This is a genomic window from Mesorhizobium sp. P2_F7 (genome assembly GCF_056403695.1).
The window spans coordinates 581,628-606,720 of sequence record NZ_JBFUFA010000003.1; the positions used below are offsets into that span (position 1 = coordinate 581,628).

The window sequence follows — 25,093 nt, forward strand, 5'->3', positions numbered from 1 at the left end:
TTTCCACGGCACACTCGATTGTCTGCCCCGCAGAGGCTTTAGATGACCACCAAGCACGCGCCAGTCCTCATCATCGGTTCCGGTCCAGCCGGTTATACCGCCGCGGTCTATGCCGCGCGCGCCATGCTGAAGCCGATGCTCGTCGCCGGCCTGCAGCAGGGCGGCCAGCTGATGATCACCACCGATGTCGAAAATTATCCCGGCTTCGCCGATCCGATCCAGGGTCCGTGGCTGATGGAACAGATGCTGAAGCAGGCCGAGCATGTCGGCACCGACATCATCAACGACATCATCACCGAGGTCGATCTCAACGTGCGGCCGTTCCGAGCCAAGGGCGATTCCGGCACCACCTACACGGCGGACGCGCTGATCATCGCCACCGGCGCGCAGGCGAAGTGGCTGGGCATCCCGACCGAGCAGACCTTCATGGGCTTCGGCGTGTCGGCCTGCGCCACCTGCGATGGCTTCTTCTACCGCGGCAAGGATGTCGCGGTGATCGGCGGCGGCAATTCGGCGGTGGAGGAGGCGCTCTACCTCTCCAATCTGGCCAAGAGCGTGACCGTCATCCATCGCCGCAACGATTTCCGCGCCGAGCGCATCCTGCGTGAGCGGCTGCTGAAGAAGGACAATGTCCGCATCATCTGGGACACGATCGTCGACGAGATCACCGGCCGGCCCGGCAAGACGCCGATGCCGCCTTCGGTCGAAGGGCTGAAGCTTAAAAATGCGGTGACCGGCGAGATCAGCCATCTCAAGGTCGACGGCGTGTTCGTGGCGATCGGCCATGCGCCGGCGGTGGAGCTGTTTGTCGGCAAGCTGAAGCAGAAGCCGAACGGCTATCTGTGGACGGCGCCTAATTCGACCCGCACCGACGTGCCCGGCGTGTTCGCCGCCGGTGACGTGACCGACGACATCTACCGCCAGGCGGTGACCGCCGCCGGGCTCGGCTGCATGGCCGCGCTTGAGGCGGAAAAGTACCTGGCCGGCATCGAGGTGCACCGCGAAGCGGCGGAATAAAATCTATCAAGACGGCAGAGCAAGCCGTTCAAAAGCCTGATTTTTCATTCAGACGCCAAAAACAGAACGAGGGGAACTCAATGGCGTTGGACTGGGACAAGCTTCGCGTGTTTCACGCAGCGGCGGAGGCTGGGTCGTTCACCCATGCCGCCGAGACATTGCATCTGTCGCAATCGGCGATTTCACGCCAGGTCAGCGCGCTCGAACATGATGTCGGCGTGCCGCTGTTCAATCGCCATGCCCGCGGCCTGGTGCTGACCGAGCAGGGCGAGATGCTGTTTCGCACGGCGCATGACGTGCTGATGAAGCTGGAGACCATCAAGTCGCGGCTGACCGAGGCCAAGGACCGGCCGTCCGGCGTGCTCCGGGTGACGACCACGGTGGGCCTCGGCGCCGGTTGGCTGACCGAGCGGGTGCAGGAGTTCATCGAACTCTATCCCGAAATCAGCCTGCAGCTGATTCTCGCCAATGAGGAACTCGACCTCACCATGCGCCAGGCGGATTGCGCGATCCGGCTGCGCCAGCCGCAGCAGCCCGACCTGATCCAGCGCCGCCTGTTCACCGTGCATTTCCACCTCTATGCCTCGCCGGCCTATGTCGGCAAGCACGGCAAGCCGTCCTCGGTCGCCGACCTGAAGAACCATCGCATCGTCACTTTCGGCGTGCCGGTGCCGTCGCATCTGTCGGAGCTGAACTGGCTGGAGACGATCGGTGATTTCGAAGGCGGGCAAAGGGTGCCGACGCTGCAGATCAACGACATCTTGTCGATCAAGCGCGCCGTGCAGGGCGGCGCCGGCATCGCCATGCTGCCCGACTATGTGATCTCCAAGGAGTCGGATCTGGTGCAGCTTTTGCCAGAAACCGAGGTGCCGTCCTTCGACACCTATTTCGCCTATCCCGATGCGATGAAGAACCAGGCCAAGCTGCACGTGTTTCGCGATTTCATCATCGCCAAGGCGCGCAGTTGGTCGTTCTAAAACAGGCCTGCGGCACTACTTGTTCCTCGGCTTACCCCCGCCACGGCGTCAGCCGTGGCAGCCACCCGGGGACGTTGCGTCGGTAGGTCTCGTACTCGGCGCCGTAGCGGCTGGCCAGCGTCGGCTCTTCGTAGAACCTGACGAAGGAACTCATGACGACCCCGCCGATGACGGCATAGGCGACGAGGCTCCAGCTCGAAAACAGCAGCGCCTGGGCGAGGATGATCGACAGCACGGCGACATACATCGGGTTGCGGACATGGCGGTAGACGCCGCCGATCACCAACTTCTCGGTGGGTGCAACGGGTGCCGGCGTGCCGAGGCCTTCGAGCGCGAAGCGGGCGAAGGAATGCACGAGCAGGGCGATGGCCGCGACGATCAGAAGCCAGCCGAGCGGAACGAAACCGGGCACAGTCGACAGCGGCAGGCGGTAGTGGTCCGTCAGCAGCCAGGGCACCACACCGGCGACGACGCAAGGCGCTACGATGAAGAAGACCGCGCTGCCGGCGATCGCCTGCGGTGTTCGCATTTCAGGTCTCCCTTGCCAGCGGCCGGCGTTCCGATTCTGGCCGCTGCCGCAAAAATAAACGCGCTCTGCCTGATTCCGTGTCATTTGGCGTTTTCGCGCTTCGGCGCAAAATCGGGTCGTGTTACGGTTCTGTGACAGCAATGGGCTGGTCGCACAGGCCGTTTGAAGGTTCTTTCTGGTCCTATCGGGCTCTAAAATGGGTTAGACCACAGCCTATGCCTTTTTGCATGCGTGTGTTGCAAAATAGATGCTTGTTTCTTAGGCATGATGAGCACATATATAGATCATCTCCTGGGCGCGTTCTCCTCCCATTAGCGCCCTCGAGTGTTCCCCTCTGGAGGTTAGCCCTAACAGGCACTTCCAATCAAACTCATCCGGATCTTCGTTGATCCGGCTTTTTTGTTTTCAGGCCTGCCGCAGCCGGTGAAAAAACTGGTCAGAATTGCCGCGTAACAGTGACATGTAACCTCAGGTAACATGTCGCAAGCGCGATTCATCGTTTAAGCAGATCACAGGACGCGGTGTGGTTCGTCCGGGAGATGGGGGCATCACTCGGAAGACCCGGGCTCAGGCGGCTACCGCGTCCGAACCTATTCGTCTGCCAGTGCCGCCAGGCGCGGCGGATACATGCGGCGGACCTGCCGTTTTCCTCCCAAGAAGACGGTCCGCAATAGGAGCGGCGTCCGGATCATCCGGGCGCCGTTTTTTGTGCGGATCAGGCGCGGGCTGGAGCGGTGCGCCGTTTCAAGAAAACGGCGACCGCTCAGCCTTTTGTTCTACGCAATTCCGGACGGAAAACCGCTTCACACTTTTCCTGGAATTGCTCTAGGCAGCCTTGCCGTTGGAGTTCATCGCCTCGTCGGCCAACCGTCCGGTAAGCTCGGCCATATGATCGAAGGCGCAGCGGTAGCTGGCGACGCCGGCGGTCGCCGAGCGCAGTTCGATGATCAGATCGCCGATCTCGGCCTGCGGCATGGTCGCCTCGACGACATCCCATCCCGGCCAGTCTGGCCGCGCGTCGTAGCCGAGGATTTGGCCGCGCCTTTGCGGGATCAGCGCAATGATCTTCGACGTAGCTTCGGATGGCGTGACGATCTCGACCTTCATCACCGGTTCGAGCAGCACCGGCGAGCACGCCGCCATGCCTTCCTTCATCGCCAGCTTGGCCGCCATCTGGAAGGCCATGTCGGAGGAATCGACGGCATGGTAGGAGCCGTCGGAGAGGTTGACGGCGACATCGACCACAGGGAACCCGAGCGGGCCGGATTTCAGATAGTCGCGAACGCCGGTCTCGACCGACTGGATGTAAGTCTTGGGCACGACGCCGCCGGTGATGGTGTCCGAGAACTGGAAGCCGGAGCCACGCGGCAGCGGCTTGATCTCGATCACCACATCGCCGAACTGGCCATGGCCGCCCGACTGCTTCTTGTGGCGGCCGCGCTGCTGCACCGTCTTGCGGATGGTCTCGCGATACGGAACGGCAGGGGCATGGCCTTCGACCGGGATCTGGTTCTTGCCTTCCAGCCGCTCGCGCACGACCCGCAGATGCATCTCGCCATGGCCGGACAGAACGGTCTCTGCCGAGTCCTGGTTGTGGCGCAGGCTGAGCGAGGGATCTTCCTCAGCCAGGCGCTGGATGGCGGCCGACATCTTGACCTCGTCCTTGCGCTCCTTGGGCCGCAGGGCAAAGGCAAAGACCGGCTGCGGCGGCGTGAGCGTCAGCAGCGGCTTGATGCCGCCCTTGGTGGAGCTCAATGTCTCGCCGGTCTTGACCTCGTCCAGCTTGCCCAGCGCCACCGTGTCGCCGGCCTTGGCGGCAGTGAGCTTGGACTGGTCCTTGCCGAGCATCTTGTAGATGCCGGAGACCTTCGCTGTCTCGCCGTTGGACAAATAAAGCTCGGCGGCATCGGCGACCTGGCCGGAGAGCACGCGCGACACCGACAGTTTGCCGCCATGCGCGGTGTGGATGGTCTTCATCACCTGGACCACGGTCTGGTTGCCGTCCGGGACGCCGAGCCGCTTGCGCGTCGCCTCGACATCCGGCGCGTCATGGCGGATCGCCTTCAGCAGGCGCAGCACGCCATTGCCCTTTTCGGCGGTGCCGATCAGCACGGGCGTTATCGTGCCGGCGCGCAGGTCGGCGGAAAGGTCGTCGAAGACCGCGTCCTTGGGCGGCTCGATCTCCTCCAGCAACTGCTCCATAAGCTGGTCGTCATGATCGGCGAGCGTCTCCAGCATCGAGAAGCGGGCTTCCAGCTCGCGCGCCTTTTCGTCGCCCGGAATCTCGGCGACCTGGCTTTCGGCATATTCGCGGTAGATGTAGGCGCGCTCCAGCGCCAGGTCGATCGAACCGATCACCACATTGTCCTTGCGCAGCGGAATCTGGCGCAGCAGCAGCGGCGCCGCGCTCGTCGGCTGCAACATCTTCAGCGTGTCGCGCACGCCGGCAATCGCCTTGTCGACCTTGTTAAGGAACAGGATGCGCGGCACGCCGAGATCGTCGAGCTTGCGCATGATGAGCTGCAAGGCGGGGATCTTCTTCTCGTCGGCCTCGGCGACGACCACGGCGAGGTCGCAAGCGGCCAGCACCGGCTCGGCCTCGAAGGAGAATTCGATCGAGCCGGGACAGTCGACGAAGGTGATCTGCTCGCCCATGAATTCGGTGGTGGCAAAGGTCGCCTCGACGCTCATTGCGTGCGCCCGCGCCTCGGGCGAATGATCCGAAACTGTGCTTCCCGATGAAACGGGATTTTGGCGGGGGATGGCGCCCGTACGGGCGAGGATGGCTTCGAGAAGTGTCGTCTTACCGCTTGCAAAGGGACCGACTATGGCAATGCATTTCGGTCCCGTGCGTCGTCCTCCGGCGCGAGTACCCATGGCTGACCTCCACTCAGGCGTTGGCCTTGGAGTACGATCAGCAAAAGTGGAAACGGTTTTGCGCCGATCGCACCCTGTCGTGAGCGGCGGCCGGCCTGTTCGACCGTCGCGGGCGGGGTTGTTTTCATTTAGCCACCTGCCCAAACCCATCGTCCCACGGGTTAGGCGACAGGGCAAGGAAAATAGAAATGCGCCGCCGTCCAGGCGGACAGGGCCAGAGCCTGGATCAGAAACCGTCGGGAGATTTTCAGCCAGCCTGGGTGCGGCGCGCCGGCGTGGCTGCGGTCTGCCTCACCACCGTCTCGGCGTAGCGCGACAACAGCGGGTTGAACAGGTCCGGGCGTTCCCAGAAGGGCGCATGGCCGGCGCCTGGTATGATATGGCACTGCTCCCATAGCGAGGCGTAGGCCACCGTCTCGAAGTAGCTCAGCCGTACCAGCGGATCATGCTCTCCGTTGATCACCGCAACCGGGAACGGGGCGTGTTCCACCACCTGTTTCTGGTCGGCGCCCTTGCCGGCAAACATGCTGCGCGCCACGCCCGCACGCAGCCTGCCGTCGGTGCGCCTTATGGCTTCGCGGAAAGACGGACTTGCGGTGTCGCCGAAGCAAAGCGCCTCAAAGCGCTCGATGTCGCGTTCCGAGTAGACCTTCTTGGAGGCGAGCAGCATGTCCCAGTTTGCGTGAAAGCCGCGCAGCATTCCGAGCGGTCCTCGCGACACCGGCGGCGCCCCGGTCAGCACCAGACCGTTCACCGCATGGTGGAAGCTGGCAAGTTCGATCGCCACATGGCCGCCGAGCGACCAGCCGAAGACGATGGCGCGGTCGATGCCCAGCGCGTCGAGAAGGCGGGCCGTCGTCTGCGCGAGACCGGTAATCGTATAGGCGGCAGCCGGGTCGCGGGCATCGGAAGAATCGCCATGGCCAGGAAGATCGAAGGCGATCAGGCGGTGGGTATCGGCGAGCGGACTGTCGAACTGGCGGGCAAACACGGCGCGCGAGGCGCCCGAGCCATGGATCATGACGATGGGCATGCCGGAACCCGACGACTGGCTGAGGCGCAAATCGGCCTGCGGCGTGCGGATGGTGCGGTCAGTGACGCTCATGCTGGATTAGACCCTCAGATTTGCCTGAAGGCCAACATCGCATCGGGGGCTCTATATGTTCTTTAAACATGTGGTTAAGAAAGGATTTCTGGAAATCGACAGTCGGCGTGCCCACCGGCTGCATGGCAACCACCGCGGAATCTCGACAATGGAACCAGTCCTCGATCTTCTTGTCTCGATCTGCAGCATCGCGACGCTTGGCCAATATGTCTGGTCGATGCGGGCGCATTTCCAACCGCAGGCCATGTCTCCAGGCGCCATGGCGATATCGGCAGCGGTCGTCGCCACGGCGCTGTTCTTTCTCGCCATACTGTGGATCCAGTCGCAGCCGGTTTCGGCAAAACTCACCGGACTTGCCATCGAACTGGCGAGTTCTGCCCTGTTCTGGTGGGCGATTGTCACGTCGCGCAAGGCGCGGCTGCGCTTCGCCTTCGCACCCGACAATCCGCACAGCCTGCTCACCGACGGCCCCTATGGCTATGTCCGCCACCCCTTCTACACGTCCTACATCGTCTTCTGGATCGGATGGGGGATCGCGACCTGGTCGATCTGGGCGGTGGTGCCGGTCGCCGGGATCGCCATCCTCTACGTGTTTGCGGCGCTGGACGAAGAGAAGAAATTTTCGCGCACGCCGCTTGCCGACTCGTACAAGGCCTATCGTGGGCGTGCCGGCCTGTTCTGGCCGCGGCTGGGGTGGTAGGCAGGGGCAAGGTTTTGCCGGATTGAGGATCGCCAGATGAAGATCATTGCCTGCGGCAGCGTGCCGACCATCATCGCGCCGGACAAGTATTTCACCGGCCGAGTGCTGCAGACGCCGATTATCGAGAAGGAAGCGCCGGCGCGGCTCAGGGCTACGCTGGTCAGCTTCGAGCCCGGCGCACGCACCCACTGGCACACGCATCCGCTTGGCCAGACGCTCTATGTCACCGCGGGCGCCGGCCTTGCGCAGACATGGGGCGGGCCGATCCAAGAGATCAGGGCCGGTGACGTCATCTCGTTCGAACCCGGCGAAAAGCACTGGCACGGCGCGGGTCCGAAGACGACGATGACCCATGTCGCCATGCAGGAAGCGCTGGATGGCGTCCATGCCGATTGGATGGAAGCGGTGACCCCGGAACAATATGGCGGCTGAGCGCCACCGGCTATGCCGGAGCAAGAGGCGTGAGGCGCCAACAAAAAACCCGGCGATGACGCCGGGTTTTCTGTTTCAGGCTGGCCTGATCAGGTCAGCGACGCGGTAAAGCGCTGGATGCGCGTGCAGGCTTCCTCCAGCAGCGTCTCCGACGTGGCGTAGGAGATGCGGAAGTTGGGGCCGAGGCCGAAGGCCGAGCCGAACACCACCGCGACGCCCTCGGCCTCGAGCAGTTCCGAGCAGAAGGCTTCGTCGGTGTCGATGACCTTACCGGCCTTGGTCTTCTTGCCGATCAGCTGTGCGCAGGACGGATAAACGTAGAAGGCGCCTTCCGGCGACGGGCATGTAATGCCGCGCGCCTGGTTGAGCATCGACACGACGAGATCGCGTCGCCCTTGGAAGATCGCCTTGTTCTTGGCGACGAAATCCTGCGGACCGTTGAGTGCCTCGACCGACGCCCATTGCGCGATGGTGCAGGCGCCGGAGGTCTGCTGGCCCTGGATCATGTCCATGGCCTTGATCAGCTGTACCGGACCCGCCGCATAGCCGATGCGCCAGCCGGTCATGGCATAGGCTTTCGACACGCCGTTCATGGTCAGCGTGCGCTCATAAAGTTTCGGCTCGACCTCGGCGATGGTCCTGAAGACGAAGTCGCCATAGGTCAGGTGCTCGTACATGTCGTCGGTCAGCGTCCAGACGTGCGGATGCTTCAAGAGCACATCGGCCAGAGCGCGCAGCTCGGCCTCCGTATAGGCGGCGCCCGACGGGTTGGACGGCGAGTTCATCAGCAGCCATTTGGTCTTCGGCGTGATCGCCTTTTCCAGCACAGCCGGCGTCAGCTTGAAACCATTGTCGATCGAGGTGTCGGCAAACACCGATGTGCCGCCGCAGATCGCCACCATTTCGGGGTAGCTGACCCAATAGGGGCGGGGGATGATGACCTCGTCGCCCGGGTTCAGCGTCGCCATGAAAGCATTGAACAGGATCTGCTTGCCGCCGGTGCCGACGATGGTCTGCTCGGGCTTGTAGTCGAGATTGTTCTCGCGCTTGAACTTTTTGGCGATCGCCTCGCGCAGCGGCACGATGCCCGAAACCGGCGGGTACTTGGTCTCACCACGGCGGATCGCCTCGATCGCCGCATTCTTGATGTTGTCTGGCGTATCGAAATCCGGTTCGCCGGCGCCGAGGCCGATAATGTCACGGCCGGCATTTTTCAGCTCGCGGGCTTTCTGCGTCACCGCGATGGTGGCGGAAGGCTTCACGCGGGAAAGGGCGTCGGCAAGAAAGGCCATGACCAGATATCTCCAAAGGGGTCGGCGCAGCCGGGAACAGCTGCGGCGCTTCTCATGTCGCATCAACCCGCCAAGTGCAAGCATTGTCGGATGAGCCAAGGGTCAAGGACCTGTGAAGATCGGCTTTGGAACACCGCCTGCGCCGGGATTACACCTCGTTCGTGTGAAGCAATCCACAGAGCGCGTCCGCGGCAAGAATAAATTCATCAACGGCCGCTAAAACCTTTGACGGCAGGATCGCCAGCCATTTCGCCTGTCTCGCGGAGCGAGGGACCCTTGTCGCGCAGCATCGGGCTTGCCCACACCATCCGCAACGATGACGGCACCTCTTCAGGTGTCTGGGGCATCTATACGCTGCAAAGCGCCTTCCAGCCGATCTTTGCCTTCAAAGAGGGCAAATTGTCGGTGGTGGCGTTCGAGGGGCTGATCCGGCCGTTCCGCGACGGCGAGCCGCAATCGCCGATGAATTTCTTCTCGACCTGTCCGGCCGGCGACCGCCTGCATATCGAGGCGCTGACGCGCACGCTGCATTTGCTCAACGCCGGCGCCTGCCTGCCGCAAGAGGCCTCGATCTTCATCAATTTCGACCCGTCGGTGTTTACCGAGCGTTCCATCGCCGACAACGCGCTGCGCGACATGCGGCTGGTGCTGCACGAGGCCGGGATCGATCCGCGCCGCATCGTGTGCGAGGTGACCGAGCAGAAGTCGGCGTCACAGGAAACGCTTTACAGCTTCGTCGAGGCGCTGCGGGCCAATGGCTTCCGCATCGCTGTCGATGACTACGGCGCCGATGAATCCGACATCAACCGCATCAAGGAACTCAAGCCAGACATCGTCAAATTCGATGCGCACTGGATCACGCAGCTGATGGAGTCCGGCGCCGGCTTTGCCCTGTTGACCACCATGGTGACGAACTTCGAACAGCAAGGCATCCGCACCGTGTTCGAGGGCATCGAGGAGGGCTGGCAGCTTGAACTGGCCGAGAAATCGGGCGCCTCGATGGTGCAGGGTTTCGTGCTGGCGAAGCCGGAACTGGCGCCGACCAGCTTTCGCGTTTTCGGCAAGGATGCACAGGCACCTGGCGCGGCGGCCGAGCCAGTCAAGGCGCCTGTCGGGCGGACCGCTGCAGCGCGGCCGGGCAGGGTGTTCGGGCGCAGGATCGGGCCATGACCGGGCACCGCGAGCGGCGGCGTGACGTCGCAGAAGCGATCTTTGCCGACGAGGTGGGCATCGAATATGGCGTCCATGGCGCGTTTCGGCTGAAGAGCGCCTACCAGCCGATCTTTGCGCCACGCGGTGGAGCGCTGGCCGCGGTCGCGGTCGAGGCGCTGATCGAACCGCACCGCGCGGCCATGCCGGTTGCGCCGGCCGTGTTCTTCGACAGCGTCGCGGCGGCCGACCGGCTGTTTGTCGAGACGATGTGCCGGATGCTGCATCTGAGAAATTTCCGCAACATCGGCGTCGAAGGGCTCGACCTGTTCTTCAACTACAACCCGATGATCAACGATCATCTCGGGCGTGCGCTGGCCGAGATCCGGCTGATGACCCGGCATCTCGGCGATCTCGACCTGCACACCGGCATGCTGGTCTGCGAAATCACCGAGCAGGCCGCCGACGATCATGTGCTGGCCCCGCTGGTGCGCGAGATGCGGCGCCACGGCGTTCGCATCGCCATCGACGATTTCGGCACCGGCCATTCGACCGCGGAGCGGATGAACCTGCTTCAACCGGATATCGTCAAGATCGACGGCGGCTGGTTCGCCGAATTCTGCCGCCACACTGCTGCCGAGCGTTTCTTCCGGCCGCTTGTCTCGTCGCTGCACGATCGCGGCGCGAAGGTGTTGGTCGAAGGCATCGAGCAATCCGTGCATCTGCGCGTCGCGCTAGATGGTGGTGTTGACCTGCTGCAGGGGTATCACCTCGGGCGCCCGGCGCTGGCGGGTACGCTCCTCAACCGGCAGCCACTGTCGATCGAGGCGCTGCTGGGCGCTGACAACAAGGTGGTGCCGTTGCATCTGCGGCGCTGATGATTAGCGTCCTTCTCCCCGTTCACGGGGGGAAGATGGCGGCAGCCAGATGAGGGGCGGCGCCGGCTTTCCATAAATTGGTCTGGTGATGGGGAGTTCTGATGAGGTGGCGCTGCCCCTCATCGCCCTGCCGGGCGTTCGTCATTCGAAAAGCCAAGCAATTGGCTTTTCGTCCGCTTCGCGGACCACTCCTCAACTCCCCGCAAACGGGGGGGGAAGGATGCTAACCCCAGACAAACAAAAAGGCGGGATAAATCCCGCCTTCCCATTTTCGGTAGCCTGATCGGGAGCTTCAAGTCCGGGCTGGCAGCTATCTGCTGATCCAGCTGATCGGGTCTCTCCGCTCCAGCGCGCTTCTCGCGCGACTGTCAGTACATCCGTGACTTGCCGCGCGCCCCGAACTCTCGTTCGGCGCGCGCTGTTTGCAAAATCAGGCTGCCTTGCTCAGAGAACCAGCGGACGACTTGCCAGTGCGGCGGTCCTGCTCGATCTCGAAGTTGATTTTCTGGCCTTCGACCAGGGTCGACAGTCCAGCGCGCTCGACAGCGGAGATGTGGACGAAAACGTCCGCGCCGCCCGAATCAGGCTGAATGAAGCCGAAGCCCTTGGTGGCATTGAACCACTTGACCGTACCAGTTGCCATATGAATAGTCCTCGCATTTGCTTTGGTTTGACCGAACCGAGGTTCAGCCGGTGTGTATCGAGATTTTGGAGATAGACGTCAGCAAACGCGAAGATCGCGAGGCCCGGATCGATCGGCCGAAATATCAATGGACCTGATATAGGCGGGTTTTGCACCAAAAACAAGATGGCTCGAAAAAAGGCGACGCCGTGGCGCCGCCCAAAGGCCGCCCCAATCGCATGAAAGCGTTGAGCAATCGGGAAGATCGGCACGCTGCGCGGCGTTAGTCCGGTTTTGGGAGACGACCATGAAAGCGATAGTGAAAACCATTCTGCTTGCCGCCTGCCTGACGCTGGCGGCGGCCGAGGCGCAGGCGATTTCGCGCTACGACCCCACCCATATGAGCTGCGACAGGGTGCAAGGCACGATCGCCCGCCAGGGTGCGGTGATTCTGCGCTACCAGTCGACGCGGGTGCCGGGCCTGCCGCTCTTCGACCGCTATGTGCAGAGCCAGGCGTTCTGCAATTTCGGCGAGGTCAGGAAGCGCGCCTATGTGCCGAGCGCCGATACGAAATCCTGCCCGGTCTATCTCTGCAAGCGGATCGAGAACGACCATTTTCATCGCCGCTTCCTGCGCCGTCATTAGGGCATATTGATATTCAGGTGAGGCCGGCCTGCGAACGATGGTCTTCTGCGCTTCCGGTGCTCACGTACATTAAGTACGCTCCGCTCCGGTTCTCGAAGACCATAGTTCTCGGCGCGGCCTGACCTGAATCTCAACATACCCAGCCGGCATACCATTTCAAGCTCTTAGAACCCGAACGAGACCTGCGCCGGGGGTGGCGGGCCGACGCGCACGCCTTCCATGGCCAGCATCTTTTCCTTGGTGGTCGAGCCGCCGGGCGCCGAGAAGCCGCCGATCTTGCCGCCCGCGGCCAGGATGCGGTGACAGGGGATGACCAGCGGCACCGGGTTGGCGCCAAGCGCTGCGCCGGTTTCGCGCGGCAGGCCGGGTTGGCCGGCGCGCTTGGCCAGTTCGCCATAGGTGGTTGTTTCGCCATAACCGAGTTTTCGCGCCGCGTCGTAGATGGCCAGGCGGAAGTCGTCGACGCCATCCAGATCGACCGGCACGTCGGAGAAATCGACGTCCTCACCTGAGGCGTAGGCCTTGATTGAGGCGATGAGTTCGACGACCCATTGCGGCTGCCCAATGTTGGCGGTCGTATTGGCTGCGACGCCGGCATGGCGCATCAGCCGGCGCTCCACCGCTTCGCGGCTCTTTTCGGGCAGGCAGAGCCGGATCAGGCCCTTTTCGCTCCAGGCGATGCCCATGAAGCCGATCACTGTTTCTAACACTGCGTGGCCGGCTGTGATCGAAGATGTCGTTTCCATGATGCGTTCCTTTCCGCAAAGTGGCGAAAACCGGCATACCGACCGGTACATATGCAGAACAATATGGCATCTGGGCCCAGCTCTCGCCACCCGAAAACCACCAGATGGCCCCGATTGCTCACCAGGAATCGCTGGTGTAAGGACTTCTTAACAACCCGACAAACCGGACCCCCGCGGCTTGCCAGCAAAATTCAACCTTATTGCGATCTGCGTGATCGTCGGTGCGGCCGCACTCAGCGGCTGCCAATCGACTTCGCAGGTGAAGGCTACGCCTGCGCCGACTGAAACCGCGACTGCCGCCGGCAGCGATGCCGGCTTCACGGTGCCGCTGCCCGACACGGTTTCGGTGCTGCCGCAATCCTCGGGCATATCGCCCGTCCAGGTGACCGAAGTGACACCTGCCACACCAGCGCTCGATGCCGCCGCGCAGCCGGTTGTTACAACCGCGGCCTTTGCCGGCGCGACGCCGACCGTGGCAGCCATGCCCGCGGCAATGACCGCCAATGCCTGGCAGGCGCCGGCGCCGGCCAAAGCCGGGCAGCCAGTCACTGCTGAGACATACACGACCGCCGGGCTTGTCATGCCGGCGACTGCCGCAGGCGGCCAGAAAACCTTGCCCGGCGTGCAGCAGGTGGCCTATGTCGGGCCGCAGAATCCGGCTGCCCTGGTGCAGTTCCCGGCCGCCCCGCTCAGCTCCGCGCCAGCAGAAGAGCGTACGACCGGCATGCGCGGCGACATCGACCAGCTGATCCAGAAATACGCCGCACTCTACGAGGTGCCGGTCGATCTGGTGCGCCATGTCGTCAACCGCGAAAGCACCTACAATCCCAAGGCTTACAATAACGGCCATTGGGGCCTGATGCAGATCAAGCACGCGACGGCGCGCGGCATGGGCTATGATGGGCCGGCCAAGGGCCTCTTCGACGCCGAGACCAATCTGAAGTACGCGGTCAAATATCTGCGCGGCGCCTGGTTGTGTGCCGACGGCAACGCCAAGAAGGCCGATTGGCTCTACCAGACCGGCTATTATTTCGACGCCAAGCGCAAGGGCCTGCTCGAGGCCACCGGCCTCGGCGTCGACCGCAAGCGCCGCCGGCTGCAGCCCGACGCCTGAGCGCTATGCCTGAACCGCGCCCGCCGGCTCCAAACGACATCCGGCTGCGCAAGATCCTCGACGAGACACTCGTTGCACCGCATTGGCCGGACGGTTTTGCCATGCGCTGCTTCGAACACGGTGACGCACTGCCCTTGCATGCGCTTTTGACCGAGGTGTTCGACGACGGCACCGACGGACCGTTCGACGAATGGTGGCCGCGTATCTCCAGCGATGCCGAATTCGACCCGGCGCTGTGTTTCCTGGTCATCGACGCCAAGGGAAGGCTGGCGGCGGCAGCGCTGTGCTGGACGAGAGCCTTCGTCAAGGACCTCGCCGTTCACCCCGAGGCGCGCGGCAAAGGCATTGGCGAAGCGCTGATGTGGCAGGCTTTCAACGCCTTTCGCGATCGAGGCGCTGCCCATGTCGACCTCAAGACCAACACGGTCGAGAACGCCGCCGCGCTCAGGCTCTACGAGCGGCTGGGAATGATTCAAGTCCCTTGGGAGGGCTAGAACGGCTGTTGAAATCCTTCGATTTGTGAACTGCTTCACATAGGCCGCTGCAACCGGATGCTACTTCAGCATCCATGCCTTTCGACCGATGGCGGATCGACGACTGGCTGATGTGGAGGGGCTGCACCGGCATGTGTTCAGCCACTCCTTGGCGGGTCCCAGGCGGGGGTTTGGGGCCCGCCAGTCGTTTACTGCCAGCCTTCAAATATCAGGAGCGTTGCCGATCTTCTTTTTGAGATCGAGCGCCCAGGCGCGGCCCTCATCGCCGCCCCACAACAGCCAGGCGATATGGCCGGCCGACGGATTGTCTTCATTGCCATAGTTCTTGCCGCGCTTGTCGACCTCGTGGCGGGCGAAATAGCTGACCATGCGGCGGATGGTGGAGGGCGCCAGCTTTTCGCGGTTCTTCAATTCGGTGGCACGGGCGACGCCGATCTCGGTACCGCCGCGGCCGAACTGCTTGCGCAGCCTGAGGCCCCTGGCTGCGTTGTCGGCGACGATCTGCGGGCAACGCAGGTCGATCTCTTCGGCGTTCTGCTCGTGCATGTGTGCTCCCCTGATCCACAGAGATCTAGCTGACAGGAAGAATACGGCAAGGCGGGCCCGTTTCCCGGATCAAAAATGTCGGAACCGATCGCAGTGAAACGTCCTTGGGCCGTAGAGCAATCCGCGCCGGGACGCCGCGCGACGCCAAGGAGACGATCATGATCACCTTCCCCAACGAATCCGCCAGATATCGCACCGCCCGCGAAAAACTCCTGCAGAAGGAACTAGAATTGCGCCGCGCCATGGAGGCCGTGGCTGTCGCCAGGCGCGCTTTGCCGCCGGGCGGGCTGGTTCCGCAGGATTATGTCTTCGATGGGCTGGATGCGGACGGCAGGCCGGCGCGGATAAAACTGTCGGAGTTGTTTGAACCGGGCAAGGATTCGCTTCTCCTCTACAACATGATGTTTCCGCGCCATCCGCAGGAAACGCGTGATGTGGCGGCAAGCGGCGAAACCGCGAAGCTGGCAAGGAAGGACCAGCCTTGCCCGTCCTGCACGGCACTGCTCGATCAGCTCGACGGCGCCATCGGCCATCTCGAAGGCGCCGGCTTCAACTTCGCCGTGGTGGCCAAGACCGCGCTGGAAAACATGGTTGCGCTCGGCCGCGACCGCGGCTGGAGGAACATCCGGTTCGTTTCCTCCGCCGGCAATACCTTCAAGCGCGACTACCACGCCGAGGCCGATGACGGTGCGCAGCTGCCGCTGATGTCGGTGTTTCACCGCGATGGAGACGGCATCAGGCATTTCTGGTCGTCCGAGCTCGGCTTCGCGCCAACGGATCCCGGCCAGGACCCCCGCGCCCTCGGTCCCTGCGAGATCCTGTGGAATTTGATGGATTTCACGCCGGAAGGGCGGCCGGATTGGCACGAGCAGCTGCAATATGGGTGTTGTCATTGAGGGTGGCGGCTTCACCTTCTCCCCTTGTGGGAGAAGGTGGATCGGCGCGCAGCGCCGAGACGGATGAGGGGTGCTGGAAGGAATGAGACGGTGGCGATTGTCGCCTTCTCTGTGCGGATGAGGCGGTTGTAACACGGGCGTATCGCCAAGCTGGAACACCCCTCATCCGACCTCGCTTCGCGAGGCCACCTTCTCTCACAGGGGGAGAAGGTAAAGCGCGCTTCGGCGGCAGCTATAATTTACAATGCGATGCAGAACTTTGGAGGCAGCCATGCCCAAGATCGACCTGTCCACCGTGCCCGTGCGCAAAGGCTCGGGCTACCCCGCGCCCTTCGACGCCCCATGCGCCAACCGCACGCGCCAGCGCCTGGGCGATGCGGGCGGCCTCGGCGATTTCGGCGTCAACCTGATGACACTCCGCCCGGTGGATGGTCGAGCCAGCGCCACTGGCACAGCCATGAGGACGAGCTCGTCTATGTGCTGGAAGGCGAACTGGTGCTGGTCGAGGATGGCGGCGAGACGCTGCTCAAGGCAGGCGACTGCGCGACCTTCGCCAAGAACAGCGGCAACGGCCATCACATGATCAACCGCTCCTCGGCGACCGCGCGCTATCTCGAAGTCGGCTCGCGGAACCCCGACGATGTCATCACCTGCTCTGACATCGACATGATGAGCCCGAGTTCGGATGGGCGGTTCCTGCACAAGGACGGCATGCCGTATCCAGGGCAGGGGTGAGCGAGGCGCCGGCCTTTCCTTCTCCCCTTGTGGGAGAAGGTGTCGCCGAAGGCGACGGATGAGGGGTGTTCCAGCGGAGTGAGGCGTTGGTGTTTCCTGGAACACCCCTCATCCGTCTCGGCGCTATCGCGCCGATCCACCTTCTCCCACAAGGGAGAAGGGAAGAACGCCGCTGGCGTTCCTCCGCCGCCGCGATAGGCTCGCTCCCAACCAAAGGAGATCCATCATGCCCAAGGAAATCATCGAAGTGCCGGTGCTGTCGGCTGCAGTGCGGGCGCTTGGCGTGCCGCTGTCGCTGGTGACCAAAGGGGCGGGGCTGGTCTTCGTCTCCGGCACGCCGCCGCTCGATCTCTTGACCGGCAAACTGGTCAAGGGCGACATCGAGGTGCAGACCGAGGCATCGCTAAAGGCGCTGAAACACTGCCTGGAAGCAGCGGGAAGCTCACTGGAAAACGTGCTGATGGTGCGCATCTACGCCGCCAATGCCGGCTTCTACAACGCCATCAACCGCGTCTATGCCCGGCATTTCCCGGAAAACCCGCCATCGCGGACCTTCGTGCCGGTGGCGTCATGGCCGATGGAATTCGATATCGAGATCGAGTGTGTGGCGGTGGGGTGAGCTCTGGACCATGGCTCGGCGCTGGCGTTCGGCCGGGCGCGCGATAAGCTCGCTGGCAAACCCAGGGAGAATGCCATGAAGAAAGAAGTCATCGAAGTGCCCGTCATGTCGGCCAAGGTGCGGGCGCTTGGGCTGCCGTGCTCGACGGCGGTCAGGGCCAATGGCTTCGTGTTCATCTCGGCCACGCCGCCGGTGGACATGGTGACCGGCGAGATGATGCGCGGCGACATCGAAACGCAGACAGAGGCATCGCTGAAGGCGCTGAAACATTGCCTGGAAGCGGCCGGCACCTCGCTGGACAACGTCGTGATGGTGCGCATCTACGCCGTCAATTCCGGCTTCTACAACGCCATCAACCGGGTCTATGCGAAGTACTTCAGCGTCAATCCGCCGGCGCGCAGTTTTGTCCCCGTGGCGTCATGGCCGATGGAGTTCGATATCGAGATTGAATGTGTGGCGGTGGGGTAACCACGCGCTTCAATAGAGCCGGGTCTTGCCGTCCCTGTCGATGATCTCCTGCATCTCGGCAACGCCAAGCGCCAGCTTGCCATGCGCGACCATCGCCTGTGCAAGCGAGGGAACGCAGGACGAGTCGCGCCATGTTTCCTGGCGCCACAGGCCGGCCCGCACAATGCTCTTGGCGCAATGCAGGAAGGCCTCGCGCACCGTGACAAGAAGAACGAAGCGCGGTTCCTTTCCATTCACCGGATAGCGGGCGAGCAGTTCGGGGGCGCGGCTGATACGGCCTTCTCCGGCGACACGAAGCGTGTCGGTGTGGCCCGGAATGAGGAAGATCAGGGCAAGCGACGGGTCCGCGATGAGATTCTCGTAGCTGTCGAAACGGCCGTTGCCGAGACGGTCGGGAATGGCAAGCGTCTTGCGGTCCAGCACCTCGACAAAACCGGCGGGATCCCCCTTGGGTGAGAGATCGAGCAGACCGTCCTGACCCTTCGTCGCCATGACGAGGTATGGCGACATGGAAATGAAGGTCGCGCAGATCCCGTCGATATGGTCGATCGTCTTGTTGGCCACCTTCTCGCCCACCGGGCCAACGATGTCGCGAAGCTCGGCGATGGTCGTCAGGATGTCCGGGTCAGCCTGTGCCATGGTTCGAACCCTCTCTCGATCGCCGCAATCGCCGGCGTCGCGAACGATGCTCGCACCGGAAGGCGAGCACAACTAGTCCGGAAACCGGACTGGTAGCGCGGCCTGCGGGGGCCTATAGAATCTCAAGCAGTCTTTCTGGCAGTTTTCTCTGGCGGTTTCGCGGGGCGGACCGGTCGATATGCAGGAGCACAATGGCTACGGTCAGTACTGTCCGCTCTCGATGGCGGCGGACATCCTGTGCAACCGCTGGACCGTGCTGGTGCTGCGCCAGCTGCTCGAAGGATCGACCGGCTTCAACGAGATCCGGCGCGGGGTGCCGCTGATATCGCGCACGATCCTGGCGCAGAGGCTGAAGGAGTTCGAATCCTACGGTCTCGTGTCCCGGGGCAGTGAGGGCGCCGGCAAGCCGGTCGTCTACCGGCTGACGGAGGCGGGGTTGGCTCTGGGCGAGGTGGTGCGCGCCATCGCTGTCTGGGGACAGGAATGGATCGATGTCGAACCGTCGCTCGCCGACGTCGATACCGATTTCCTGATGTGGGACATAAGGCGCAACGTCCGCCGCCTGCCAAGCCTGCCCGACCGTTTCGTCGTCCGCTTCCATTTCCCCGATGCGGCGGAAGGCAAGCGGCTGCATTGGCTGGTGTTCGAACGCCGGGATGTCGACCTCTGCTACATCGACCCGGGTTTCGAGATCGATGTGCAGATCGAAGCGCCGCTCAAGACCATGGTGCGCATCTGGATCGGTTCGCAGGGCCTTGCCGGTGCAATCGCCAGCGGCGAAGTCCAGATAGACGGCCCCCGCAAGTTCACGTCCAACGTGGCTGACTGGCTCGGCCTCGGTTCGCTGGCAGCCATACAAAAACGCCCGGGGGAACTGCGGGTGTTGCGGGCGATTGGTTAGGGACCGCTGGAGGCGCTGAAACCCAATAGGCGCAGCAACCCCTCTGGCTGCCATTGATCTCCCACGGGTGGGGAGATCAGCCATACTCACGCAAAATACTCCTGCAGCGGCCTGACCTCGAGGCTCCCTGCCTTCAGCGCCGCAATCGCCTCCGCCACCGCAGCAGCGCCCGACAGCGTCGTGTAATATGGCACCTTCTGCATCAACGTCGCACGCCGCAGCGACTTGGAGTCCGACACCGCCTTCTGGCCGTCCGTGGTGTTGAAGACGATCTGGACCTGGCGGTTGCGAATGGCGTCTTCGATGTGGGGGCGTCCCTCAAGCACCTTGTTGATCTTCTGGGCGTCGACGCCGTTTTCGGCGAGGAAGCGCTGCGTGCCGGACGTCGCCAGCACTTTAAAACCCTGGCCGGCGAGGCGCTTCACCGCCGGCAATATGCCTTTCTTGTCCTCGTCGCGCACCGAGACGAACAGCGTGCCGGAGCGTGGCAGGTCGACGCCGGCGCCGAGCTGGCTCTTGGCGAAGGCCAGAGCAAAGTCGCGGTCGAGACCCATGACCTCGCCGGTCGAGCGCATTTCCGGGCCGAGCAGGATGTCGACGCCGGGGAAGCGGGCGAAGGGGAAGACGGCTTCCTTGACCGCGATGTGGCCGGGGTTTCTCGGGTCGGGCATGGCGCCGTAATGGGCGAAGGCGTCTTCCAGCTTTTCGCCGGCCATGATGCGGGCGGCGATTTTCGCAATGGGCCGGCCGATGGTCTTGGCGACGAAGGGCACGGTGCGTGACGCCCGCGGATTGACCTCCAGCACATAGACCGTACCGTCCTTGATCGCATACTGCACGTTCATCAGGCCGCCGACATTGAGTGCGCGGGCGAGCGCGGCTGTCTGGCGCTCCAGTTCGTCGACCAGTTCCGAAGGCAGGGAGTGAACCGGCAGCGAGCAGGCCGAGTCGCCCGAATGGATGCCGGCCTCCTCGATATGCTCGAGGATACCCGACACGAACGTGTCCTTGCCGTCGCAGAGGCAGTCGACATCGACCTCGATGGCGCCGGAGAGATAGGTGTCGAACAAAAGCGGGTTCTTGCCCAGCAGCGTGTTGATCTGGCCGGTCTTGTCGTTGGGGTATTTCTGCTTGATGTCCTCCGGCACCAGGCCGGGCACGGTGTCGAGCAGGTAGCTCTGCAGCATGCCCTCGTCGTGGATGATCTGCATGGCGCGGCCGCCGAGGACATAGGAGGGACGCACCACCAGCGGGAAGCCGAGCTCGCCGGCGACGAGACGGGCCTGCTCGACCGAATAGGCGATGCCGTTCTTCGGCTGGGTGAGGTTGAGCTTGTGCAGCAGCTTCTGGAAGCGGTCGCGGTCTTCGGCGAGATCGATCATGTCGGGCGACGTCCCGAGGATCGGGATGCCGGCCTTCTCCAGCGCGTCGGCGAGCTTCAGCGGCGTCTGGCCGCCGAACTGGACGATGACGCCGACCAGTTCGCCCGACGCCTGTTCGGCGCGCAGGATCTCCAGCACGTCCTCCGCCGTCAGCGGCTCGAAGTAGAGCCGGTCGGAGGTGTCGTAGTCGGTCGACACGGTCTCGGGGTTGCAGTTGATCATGATCGCTTCGTAGCCGGCGTCGCGCAGGGCGAAGGCGGCATGGCAGCAGCAATAGTCGAATTCGATGCCCTGGCCGATGCGGTTGGGACCGCCGCCGAGAATGACAACCTTCTTGCGCGATGAGACCTGCGCTTCGTTGGCAAGCGCGCCGGCGAAGGGCACTTCGTAGGTCGAGTACATATAGGCGGTGGGCGAAGCGAACTCGGCGGCGCAGGTGTCGATGCGCTTATAAACCGGATGAACGTCGAGCTTTTCGCGAATCTTCTGAATCACTTCGGCGTCGGTCTTCGTCAGCGACGCGAGGCGGGCGTCGGAGAAGCCCATGGCCTTCAGCATGCGCAGGTTGACGGCGTCCTGGGGAATGCCGTGCTCACGGATGCGGGCTTCCATGGCGAGGATGCCGGCGATCTGTTCGAGGAACCACGGGTCGATCTTGCACATGGCGTGCACGTCTTCGAGCGAGGTGCCCATGCGGATCGCCTGCGCCACCATGCGCAGCCGGTCGGGCGTCGGCGTGCCCAAAGCGGCGCGGATGGCGTTGCGGTCGTCAACGTGGCTGGCGGGCGCAGTGCCATGACCAAGGCCGGGGATCTCGATCTCGTCGAGGCCGGTGAGGCCTGTCTCAAGACCACGCATCGCCTTCTGCAAGGACTCCTGGAAGGTGCGGCCGATGGCCATGACTTCGCCGACCGACTTCATGGCGGTGGTCAGCACCGGTTCGGCGCCGGGGAATTTCTCGAAGGCAAAGCGCGGGATCTTTGTCACGACGTAGTCGATGCTCGGCTCGAACGAGGCCGGCGTCGCGCCGCCGGTGATGTCGTTCTCCAGCTCGTCCAGCGTGTAGCCGACGGCGAGCTTTGCCGCGATCTTGGCGATGGGGAAGCCGGTCGCCTTGGAGGCCAAAGCGGACGAGCGCGAGACGCGCGGGTTCATCTCGATGACGACGAGGCGGCCATCGGCCGGGTTGACGGCGAACTGCACGTTGGAGCCGCCGGTCTCGACGCCGATCTCGCGCAGCACCGCGATCGAGGCGTTGCGCATCATCTGGTATTCTTTGTCGGTGAGCGTCAGGGCAGGGGCGACGGTGATGGAATCGCCCGTATGCACGCCCATCGGGTCGATATTCTCGATCGAGCAGACGATGATGCAATTGTCCGCCTTGTCGCGGACGACTTCCATCTCATACTCCTTCCAGCCGAGGACGCTTTCCTCGATCAGCACTTCGGTGGTCGGCGAAGCGTCGAGGCCGGACTGGACGATGTCGTAGAATTCGGCGCGGTTGTAGGCGATGCCGCCACCGGTGCCGCCCATGGTGAAGGACGGGCGGATGATGGCGGGCAGGCCGACATGGTCGAGCGCCTGGGCGGCAATCGCCATGCCGTGGCTGATGTAGCGCTGCTTGCGGTCGCCTTCGCCGAGGTTCCAGCGGGTTTCAAGCGCATCGAGCGCGGCATCGAGATCGGCAGGGGCCTCGGCCTTGACGGCGGCGCGCTCGGCCTCATGCATCTTGCGGTCGGTGTTCTTGACGTCGGTGGCGTTGGCCAGCATCGACTTCGGCGTTTCCAGGCCGATCTTCTTCATCGCCTCGCGAAACAGCGCGCGGTCCTCGGCCTTGTCGATGGCCGTGGCATCGGCGCCGATCATCTCGACATTGTACCGCTCCAGCACGCCCATGCGGCGCAACGACAAAGCGGTGTTGAGCGCGGTCTGGCCGCCCATGGTCGGCAGCAGCGCATCCGGCCGCTCCTTGGCGATGATCTTGGCGACCACTTCCGGCGTGATCGGCTCGATATAGGTGGCGTCGGCCAGTTCCGGGTCGGTCATGATCGTGGCCGGGTTGGAATTGACCAGGATGACCCTGAAACCTTCCTCCTTCAGCGCCTTGCAGGCCTGGGTGCCGGAATAGTCGAACTCGCAGGCCTGGCCGATGACGATGGGGCCGGCCCCGATGATCAGGATCGACTTGATGTCAGTGCGTCTTGGCATCGTTATGAGTTCCGTTCGGCGAGCGGCTTGCACGAAAAACCGGGACGGGAAGACCCGGCCGGTTGTGCTTGCGATTCTGGTATCAGGCTAGGAGGGCCTTATAGGGAAGAGTTTTGGCGGATGTAACCCCGAAAATGCGGGATTGTGGGGGCAGTAGGGCAGTAGGGCAGTAGGGCAGTAGGGCAGTAGGGCAGTAGGGCAGTAGGGCAGTAGGGCAGCGGCCTCTCGGCCTTTCACATACTGCCTTACTGCCCTACTGCCTTATTCCCCTAGTCGCCGAACGCCAGCGTATCGGTAATCTCGAACCGTTCGGCCACGCCGATGCGGATCATGTTCAGGCTGCCTTCGCGGGTGAAGCGGAATTCGTCGGCAGAGTCGGAGCCGGCTGGCAAGCCACCATGGAAGTTGATGATGCGCGCGCCGCCGTCCGGCCAGGTCACGGTCACGGCGCTGTCGCCGCCGGTATGGGCGACGCTTATTTGGCACTGGGTCATCGGCTCGCCGACATGGCGCGCGCAGGGGATGCCGAGCGCGGGCGGAGCAGGGGAGGGTTCGATCGCCGCGAATGCCATGCCATAGGCATCGTCCATCGCGATCCTGCCGATCTCGGCGGCGGACTTTGGCGCGTCTGGATCCGAGCCGCCGAGACGCTGCGTCAGGTCAGGCGGCGGCGCAGGTGCGGGCGGTGGGGGAGGCGTCGTGGCGTCCGGGTTGGCATCGGTGGCCGTGGCGACTGTGGGCGCATCCGCCGGCTGGTCAGATTCGGGCACGGTCGCCGGATTGACCGGGACGAGATAGCGCGCCGGCGCCCAGCCGGTGGCGCTGGGATTGTCTGAAACAACCTTGCACCAGGGATGTCCGTCAATGTCGTTGCAGCCGAGGTTGCGCACGCTCGCACCGGCAGCCACCCGCGCCTCGGTCTTGCCGATCGGAGATGGCTTGGCGCGGATGTTGAGCAGATCGTCGGGAGCAAGCCCGGTGACGAAGGAGATGAAGGGCGCCTCTTCGGCGTGGGCCGGGACAATAGCCAGCCATGCCGCCGTCAGCAGCGGAGCGGCAATCAGCGCATGCAAACTAGTTCGGAGCGTAAGGATGCGCCTCATCATTGGCCGTGCACTGATACTCTGTACCTTTGCCCTTCGCAATTCCGGACGGAAAACCGCTTCACACTTTTCCTGGAATTGCTCTAGCCGCGGCAGGTCCTGCCACATGCCCGGGCGGTTTTATAAGGGACGATGCGGCGCCATGTAAGTCCAAAATGCGTCCGATGTTTGGTGCCGGGAGGCGCAGGCAAGGGGGCGGTGCAGTCACACGGAGCCTTGCCCAGAGGATTTGGGCATGAAGCCGGTTCTCAGCGCATGCGCCCATTCCGGCCGCCCCGCCTGTTCGGCCTGAATGGCTGCCGCCTCGTGGTCATAGTCGACGGCGATGGTCTCGAAACGGTCGGGTCCGCCACCATCCAGGGTCACGATGCCGTAGCGCGCATGCGGACTGCCTTGCTCCGAAACATGCGCCGGCGGGGTGTCGTCGTCATAGGCGGGGGCGCCGACACTGCCGGGGTTGAAGATCACGGGGCCGCCGGGGATGCGGATCAGCTCCGGGCGGTGGCTGTGTCCGCACAGCACAATGCGGCAGGCGAGCCCCTTCAGCCGCCGCTCGATAGCTGCAAGCGGCGCGCGCACCAGTTGGCCATCGACGATCGCGTCGAGCAGATATTGTTCGTCATGGTCGGGCCGGGCATGGAACGCGACCACGCCGGGAATGATCTCCAACATGAAAGGCAAAGCAAACAGCGCCTCGCGCTGCGCCGATGTCAGCCGTTCCTGCGCGTAGCGGTCGGAAGCCCACATCGTCTCGTCGGCGGGGTCGACGGCGACGCGGCGGTCGTGGTTGCCGCGCACGGTCGGCAGGTCGAGCGCTTCGAGCCGCTCGAACGTCTCACGCGGCCACAGCGGGCCGGAGACGCAATCGCCGAGATTGATGGTGAGATCGGCGCCGCCACGCCGCTCGAGATCGGCGAGCACGGCATCCAGTGCCAGCACATTGCCGTGGATGTCGGCGAGAACGGCTATGCGCATGCGGCGGGCTCCCTGGTGCAGCCGCACTGGAGTATTTGCGGCC

24 protein-coding genes and 1 pseudogene are annotated in these 25,093 nt (G+C 63.5%); 14 read left to right on the forward strand and 11 right to left on the reverse strand.

The features are described 5' to 3' along the window. Nucleotides 1-42 precede the first annotated feature (42 nt). Together trxB and AC1DZ8_RS12605 are read left to right on the forward strand one after the other, a co-directional pair. Nucleotides 43-1,017, forward strand: coding sequence for a thioredoxin-disulfide reductase (gene trxB, locus AC1DZ8_RS12600; protein ID WP_477302967.1), 975 nt, complete (start codon nt 43-45; stop codon nt 1,015-1,017). A gap of 80 nt (nt 1,018-1,097) precedes the next feature. Beyond that, nucleotides 1,098-1,994: a LysR family transcriptional regulator gene (locus tag AC1DZ8_RS12605; RefSeq protein WP_477400959.1), complete on the forward strand. Its 897-nt coding sequence runs from the start codon at nt 1,098-1,100 to the stop codon at nt 1,992-1,994. 31 nt (nt 1,995-2,025) lie between these two features. Here AC1DZ8_RS12605 and AC1DZ8_RS12610 read toward each other — a convergent pair whose 3' ends face one another. The 3 genes from AC1DZ8_RS12610 to AC1DZ8_RS12620 form a co-directional block, all read right to left on the reverse strand. After that, a complete protein-coding gene (locus AC1DZ8_RS12610; RefSeq protein ID WP_477302965.1) occupies nt 2,026-2,523 on the reverse strand; it encodes a methyltransferase family protein in 498 nt (165 codons plus the stop codon). A gap of 825 nt (nt 2,524-3,348) precedes the next feature. Then, nucleotides 3,349-5,400 (reverse strand): elongation factor G, encoded by a 2,052-nt coding sequence (locus AC1DZ8_RS12615; RefSeq protein WP_477302963.1) that lies wholly within the window; start codon nt 5,398-5,400, stop codon nt 3,349-3,351. Between the two features lie 247 nt (nt 5,401-5,647). After that, the gene (locus AC1DZ8_RS12620) at nt 5,648-6,505 is read right to left on the reverse strand and encodes an alpha/beta fold hydrolase (protein WP_477400961.1); all 858 of its coding nucleotides are present in this window, start codon (nt 6,503-6,505) and stop codon (nt 5,648-5,650) included. A 148-nt stretch (nt 6,506-6,653) separates the two neighbouring features. Here AC1DZ8_RS12620 and AC1DZ8_RS12625 point away from each other — a divergent pair, with 148 nt between their 5' ends. Together AC1DZ8_RS12625 and AC1DZ8_RS12630 are read left to right on the forward strand one after the other, a co-directional pair. Next, complete coding sequence (locus AC1DZ8_RS12625) at nt 6,654-7,205, forward strand: methyltransferase family protein (protein ID WP_477400963.1); 552 nt, start codon at nt 6,654-6,656, stop codon at nt 7,203-7,205. Nucleotides 7,206-7,241: 36 nt separating this feature from the next. Next, complete coding sequence (locus AC1DZ8_RS12630) at nt 7,242-7,637, forward strand: (R)-mandelonitrile lyase (RefSeq protein ID WP_477310124.1); 396 nt, start codon at nt 7,242-7,244, stop codon at nt 7,635-7,637. An 89-nt stretch (nt 7,638-7,726) separates the two neighbouring features. Here AC1DZ8_RS12630 and AC1DZ8_RS12635 read toward each other — a convergent pair whose 3' ends face one another. Beyond that, entirely contained in the window at nt 7,727-8,929 is a 1,203-nt protein-coding gene (locus tag AC1DZ8_RS12635) for a pyridoxal phosphate-dependent aminotransferase (protein WP_477310122.1), read from the reverse strand. Nucleotides 8,930-9,205: 276 nt separating this feature from the next. Here AC1DZ8_RS12635 and AC1DZ8_RS12640 point away from each other — a divergent pair, with 276 nt between their 5' ends. Further along, nucleotides 9,206-10,099: an EAL domain-containing protein gene (locus AC1DZ8_RS12640; protein ID WP_477310120.1), complete on the forward strand. Its 894-nt coding sequence runs from the start codon at nt 9,206-9,208 to the stop codon at nt 10,097-10,099. After that, nucleotides 10,096-10,956 (forward strand): EAL domain-containing protein, encoded by an 861-nt coding sequence (locus AC1DZ8_RS12645; protein ID WP_477310118.1) that lies wholly within the window; start codon nt 10,096-10,098, stop codon nt 10,954-10,956. The genes AC1DZ8_RS12640 and AC1DZ8_RS12645 overlap by 4 nt, the downstream gene beginning before the upstream one ends. A 430-nt stretch (nt 10,957-11,386) precedes the next feature. Here the strand turns inward: AC1DZ8_RS12645 and AC1DZ8_RS12650 are convergent, their stop codons facing one another. Continuing rightward, a complete protein-coding gene (locus AC1DZ8_RS12650) occupies nt 11,387-11,599 on the reverse strand; it encodes a cold-shock protein (protein ID WP_015316174.1) in 213 nt (70 codons plus the stop codon). Nucleotides 11,600-11,897: 298 nt separating this feature from the next. Here AC1DZ8_RS12650 and AC1DZ8_RS12655 point away from each other — a divergent pair, with 298 nt between their 5' ends. Next, on the forward strand, nt 11,898-12,224 hold the full coding sequence (locus AC1DZ8_RS12655) for a hypothetical protein (RefSeq protein ID WP_477310132.1): 327 nt from the start codon (nt 11,898-11,900) through the stop codon (nt 12,222-12,224). A gap of 164 nt (nt 12,225-12,388) precedes the next feature. Here AC1DZ8_RS12655 and AC1DZ8_RS12660 read toward each other — a convergent pair whose 3' ends face one another. Then, nucleotides 12,389-12,970 (reverse strand): methylated-DNA--[protein]-cysteine S-methyltransferase, encoded by a 582-nt coding sequence (locus AC1DZ8_RS12660; protein WP_477310115.1) that lies wholly within the window; start codon nt 12,968-12,970, stop codon nt 12,389-12,391. Nucleotides 12,971-13,148: 178 nt separating this feature from the next. Between AC1DZ8_RS12660 and AC1DZ8_RS12665 the strand changes: the two genes are divergently transcribed. Then, nucleotides 13,149-14,084: a transglycosylase SLT domain-containing protein gene (locus tag AC1DZ8_RS12665; RefSeq protein WP_477310113.1), complete on the forward strand. Its 936-nt coding sequence runs from the start codon at nt 13,149-13,151 to the stop codon at nt 14,082-14,084. 5 nt (nt 14,085-14,089) lie between these two features. Next, nucleotides 14,090-14,578 carry a GNAT family N-acetyltransferase gene (locus AC1DZ8_RS12670; protein ID WP_477400966.1) on the forward strand — a complete coding sequence of 163 codons (489 nt, stop codon included), beginning with the start codon at nt 14,090-14,092 and terminating at the stop codon, nt 14,576-14,578. A 201-nt stretch (nt 14,579-14,779) separates the two neighbouring features. Here the strand turns inward: AC1DZ8_RS12670 and AC1DZ8_RS12675 are convergent, their stop codons facing one another. Next, the gene (locus AC1DZ8_RS12675) at nt 14,780-15,124 is read right to left on the reverse strand and encodes a hypothetical protein (protein ID WP_477310109.1); all 345 of its coding nucleotides are present in this window, start codon (nt 15,122-15,124) and stop codon (nt 14,780-14,782) included. Nucleotides 15,125-15,282: 158 nt separating this feature from the next. Here AC1DZ8_RS12675 and AC1DZ8_RS12680 point away from each other — a divergent pair, with 158 nt between their 5' ends. The 4 genes and pseudogenes from AC1DZ8_RS12680 (at nt 15,283) to AC1DZ8_RS12695 (ending at nt 17,842) form a co-directional block, all read left to right on the forward strand. Further along, a complete protein-coding gene (locus tag AC1DZ8_RS12680) occupies nt 15,283-16,020 on the forward strand; it encodes a DUF899 family protein (RefSeq protein WP_477310130.1) in 738 nt (245 codons plus the stop codon). A 271-nt stretch (nt 16,021-16,291) separates the two neighbouring features. Then, nucleotides 16,292-16,755 (forward strand): annotated as a pseudogene (locus AC1DZ8_RS12685) (cupin domain-containing protein). A 226-nt stretch (nt 16,756-16,981) separates the two neighbouring features. Continuing rightward, nucleotides 16,982-17,374, forward strand: a complete 393-nt coding sequence (locus AC1DZ8_RS12690) for a RidA family protein (protein ID WP_477310107.1) — start codon at nt 16,982-16,984, stop codon at nt 17,372-17,374. A 75-nt stretch (nt 17,375-17,449) separates the two neighbouring features. Next, nucleotides 17,450-17,842, forward strand: a complete 393-nt coding sequence (locus AC1DZ8_RS12695) for a RidA family protein (protein WP_477310105.1) — start codon at nt 17,450-17,452, stop codon at nt 17,840-17,842. Between the two features lie 9 nt (nt 17,843-17,851). On the opposite strand, the gene AC1DZ8_RS12700 is transcribed toward AC1DZ8_RS12695, so the two are convergent. Then, nucleotides 17,852-18,481, reverse strand: coding sequence for an MSMEG_1061 family FMN-dependent PPOX-type flavoprotein (locus tag AC1DZ8_RS12700; protein WP_477310103.1), 630 nt, complete (start codon nt 18,479-18,481; stop codon nt 17,852-17,854). A 178-nt stretch (nt 18,482-18,659) separates the two neighbouring features. Between AC1DZ8_RS12700 and AC1DZ8_RS12705 the strand changes: the two genes are divergently transcribed. Further along, nucleotides 18,660-19,382, forward strand: a complete 723-nt coding sequence (locus AC1DZ8_RS12705; RefSeq protein ID WP_477310101.1) for a winged helix-turn-helix transcriptional regulator — start codon at nt 18,660-18,662, stop codon at nt 19,380-19,382. A gap of 86 nt (nt 19,383-19,468) precedes the next feature. Here the strand turns inward: AC1DZ8_RS12705 and carB are convergent, their stop codons facing one another. From carB to AC1DZ8_RS12720, 3 genes are all read right to left on the reverse strand, one after another. Further along, nucleotides 19,469-22,972 carry a carbamoyl-phosphate synthase large subunit gene (gene carB / locus AC1DZ8_RS12710; RefSeq protein ID WP_477310099.1) on the reverse strand — a complete coding sequence of 1,168 codons (3,504 nt, stop codon included), beginning with the start codon at nt 22,970-22,972 and terminating at the stop codon, nt 19,469-19,471. Between the two features lie 269 nt (nt 22,973-23,241). Beyond that, nucleotides 23,242-24,078, reverse strand: coding sequence for an SH3 domain-containing protein (locus AC1DZ8_RS12715; RefSeq protein WP_477310128.1), 837 nt, complete (start codon nt 24,076-24,078; stop codon nt 23,242-23,244). Nucleotides 24,079-24,279: 201 nt separating this feature from the next. Beyond that, the gene (locus tag AC1DZ8_RS12720; protein WP_477310097.1) at nt 24,280-25,050 is read right to left on the reverse strand and encodes a metallophosphoesterase family protein; all 771 of its coding nucleotides are present in this window, start codon (nt 25,048-25,050) and stop codon (nt 24,280-24,282) included. Between the last annotated feature and the right edge of the window lie 43 nt (nt 25,051-25,093).

What these genes read in the sequence shown, in the direction of transcription:
- trxB (WP_477302967.1), top strand. Translation starts at nt 43, where the DNA reads ATGACCACCAAGCACGCGCCAGTCCTCATCATCGGTTCCGGTCCAGCC.
- AC1DZ8_RS12605 (WP_477400959.1), top strand. Translation starts at nt 1,098, where the DNA reads ATGGCGTTGGACTGGGACAAGCTTCGCGTGTTTCACGCAGCGGCGGAG.
- AC1DZ8_RS12610 (WP_477302965.1), bottom strand. Translation starts at nt 2,523, where the DNA reads ATGCGAACACCGCAGGCGATCGCCGGCAGCGCGGTCTTCTTCATCGTA.
- AC1DZ8_RS12615 (WP_477302963.1), bottom strand. Translation starts at nt 5,400, where the DNA reads ATGGGTACTCGCGCCGGAGGACGACGCACGGGACCGAAATGCATTGCC.
- AC1DZ8_RS12620 (WP_477400961.1), bottom strand. Translation starts at nt 6,505, where the DNA reads ATGAGCGTCACTGACCGCACCATCCGCACGCCGCAGGCCGATTTGCGC.
- AC1DZ8_RS12625 (WP_477400963.1), top strand. Translation starts at nt 6,654, where the DNA reads ATGGAACCAGTCCTCGATCTTCTTGTCTCGATCTGCAGCATCGCGACG.
- AC1DZ8_RS12630 (WP_477310124.1), top strand. Translation starts at nt 7,242, where the DNA reads ATGAAGATCATTGCCTGCGGCAGCGTGCCGACCATCATCGCGCCGGAC.
- AC1DZ8_RS12635 (WP_477310122.1), bottom strand. Translation starts at nt 8,929, where the DNA reads ATGGCCTTTCTTGCCGACGCCCTTTCCCGCGTGAAGCCTTCCGCCACC.
- AC1DZ8_RS12645 (WP_477310118.1), top strand. Translation starts at nt 10,096, where the DNA reads ATGACCGGGCACCGCGAGCGGCGGCGTGACGTCGCAGAAGCGATCTTT.
- AC1DZ8_RS12650 (WP_015316174.1), bottom strand. Translation starts at nt 11,599, where the DNA reads ATGGCAACTGGTACGGTCAAGTGGTTCAATGCCACCAAGGGCTTCGGC.
- AC1DZ8_RS12660 (WP_477310115.1), bottom strand. Translation starts at nt 12,970, where the DNA reads ATGGAAACGACATCTTCGATCACAGCCGGCCACGCAGTGTTAGAAACA.
- AC1DZ8_RS12670 (WP_477400966.1), top strand. Translation starts at nt 14,090, where the DNA reads ATGCCTGAACCGCGCCCGCCGGCTCCAAACGACATCCGGCTGCGCAAG.
- AC1DZ8_RS12675 (WP_477310109.1), bottom strand. Translation starts at nt 15,124, where the DNA reads ATGCACGAGCAGAACGCCGAAGAGATCGACCTGCGTTGCCCGCAGATC.
- AC1DZ8_RS12680 (WP_477310130.1), top strand. Translation starts at nt 15,283, where the DNA reads ATGATCACCTTCCCCAACGAATCCGCCAGATATCGCACCGCCCGCGAA.
- AC1DZ8_RS12690 (WP_477310107.1), top strand. Translation starts at nt 16,982, where the DNA reads ATGCCCAAGGAAATCATCGAAGTGCCGGTGCTGTCGGCTGCAGTGCGG.
- AC1DZ8_RS12695 (WP_477310105.1), top strand. Translation starts at nt 17,450, where the DNA reads ATGAAGAAAGAAGTCATCGAAGTGCCCGTCATGTCGGCCAAGGTGCGG.
- AC1DZ8_RS12700 (WP_477310103.1), bottom strand. Translation starts at nt 18,481, where the DNA reads ATGGCACAGGCTGACCCGGACATCCTGACGACCATCGCCGAGCTTCGC.
- AC1DZ8_RS12705 (WP_477310101.1), top strand. Translation starts at nt 18,660, where the DNA reads ATGCAGGAGCACAATGGCTACGGTCAGTACTGTCCGCTCTCGATGGCG.
- carB (WP_477310099.1), bottom strand. Translation starts at nt 22,972, where the DNA reads ATGCCAAGACGCACTGACATCAAGTCGATCCTGATCATCGGGGCCGGC.
- AC1DZ8_RS12715 (WP_477310128.1), bottom strand. Translation starts at nt 24,078, where the DNA reads ATGATGAGGCGCATCCTTACGCTCCGAACTAGTTTGCATGCGCTGATT.
- AC1DZ8_RS12720 (WP_477310097.1), bottom strand. Translation starts at nt 25,050, where the DNA reads ATGCGCATAGCCGTTCTCGCCGACATCCACGGCAATGTGCTGGCACTG.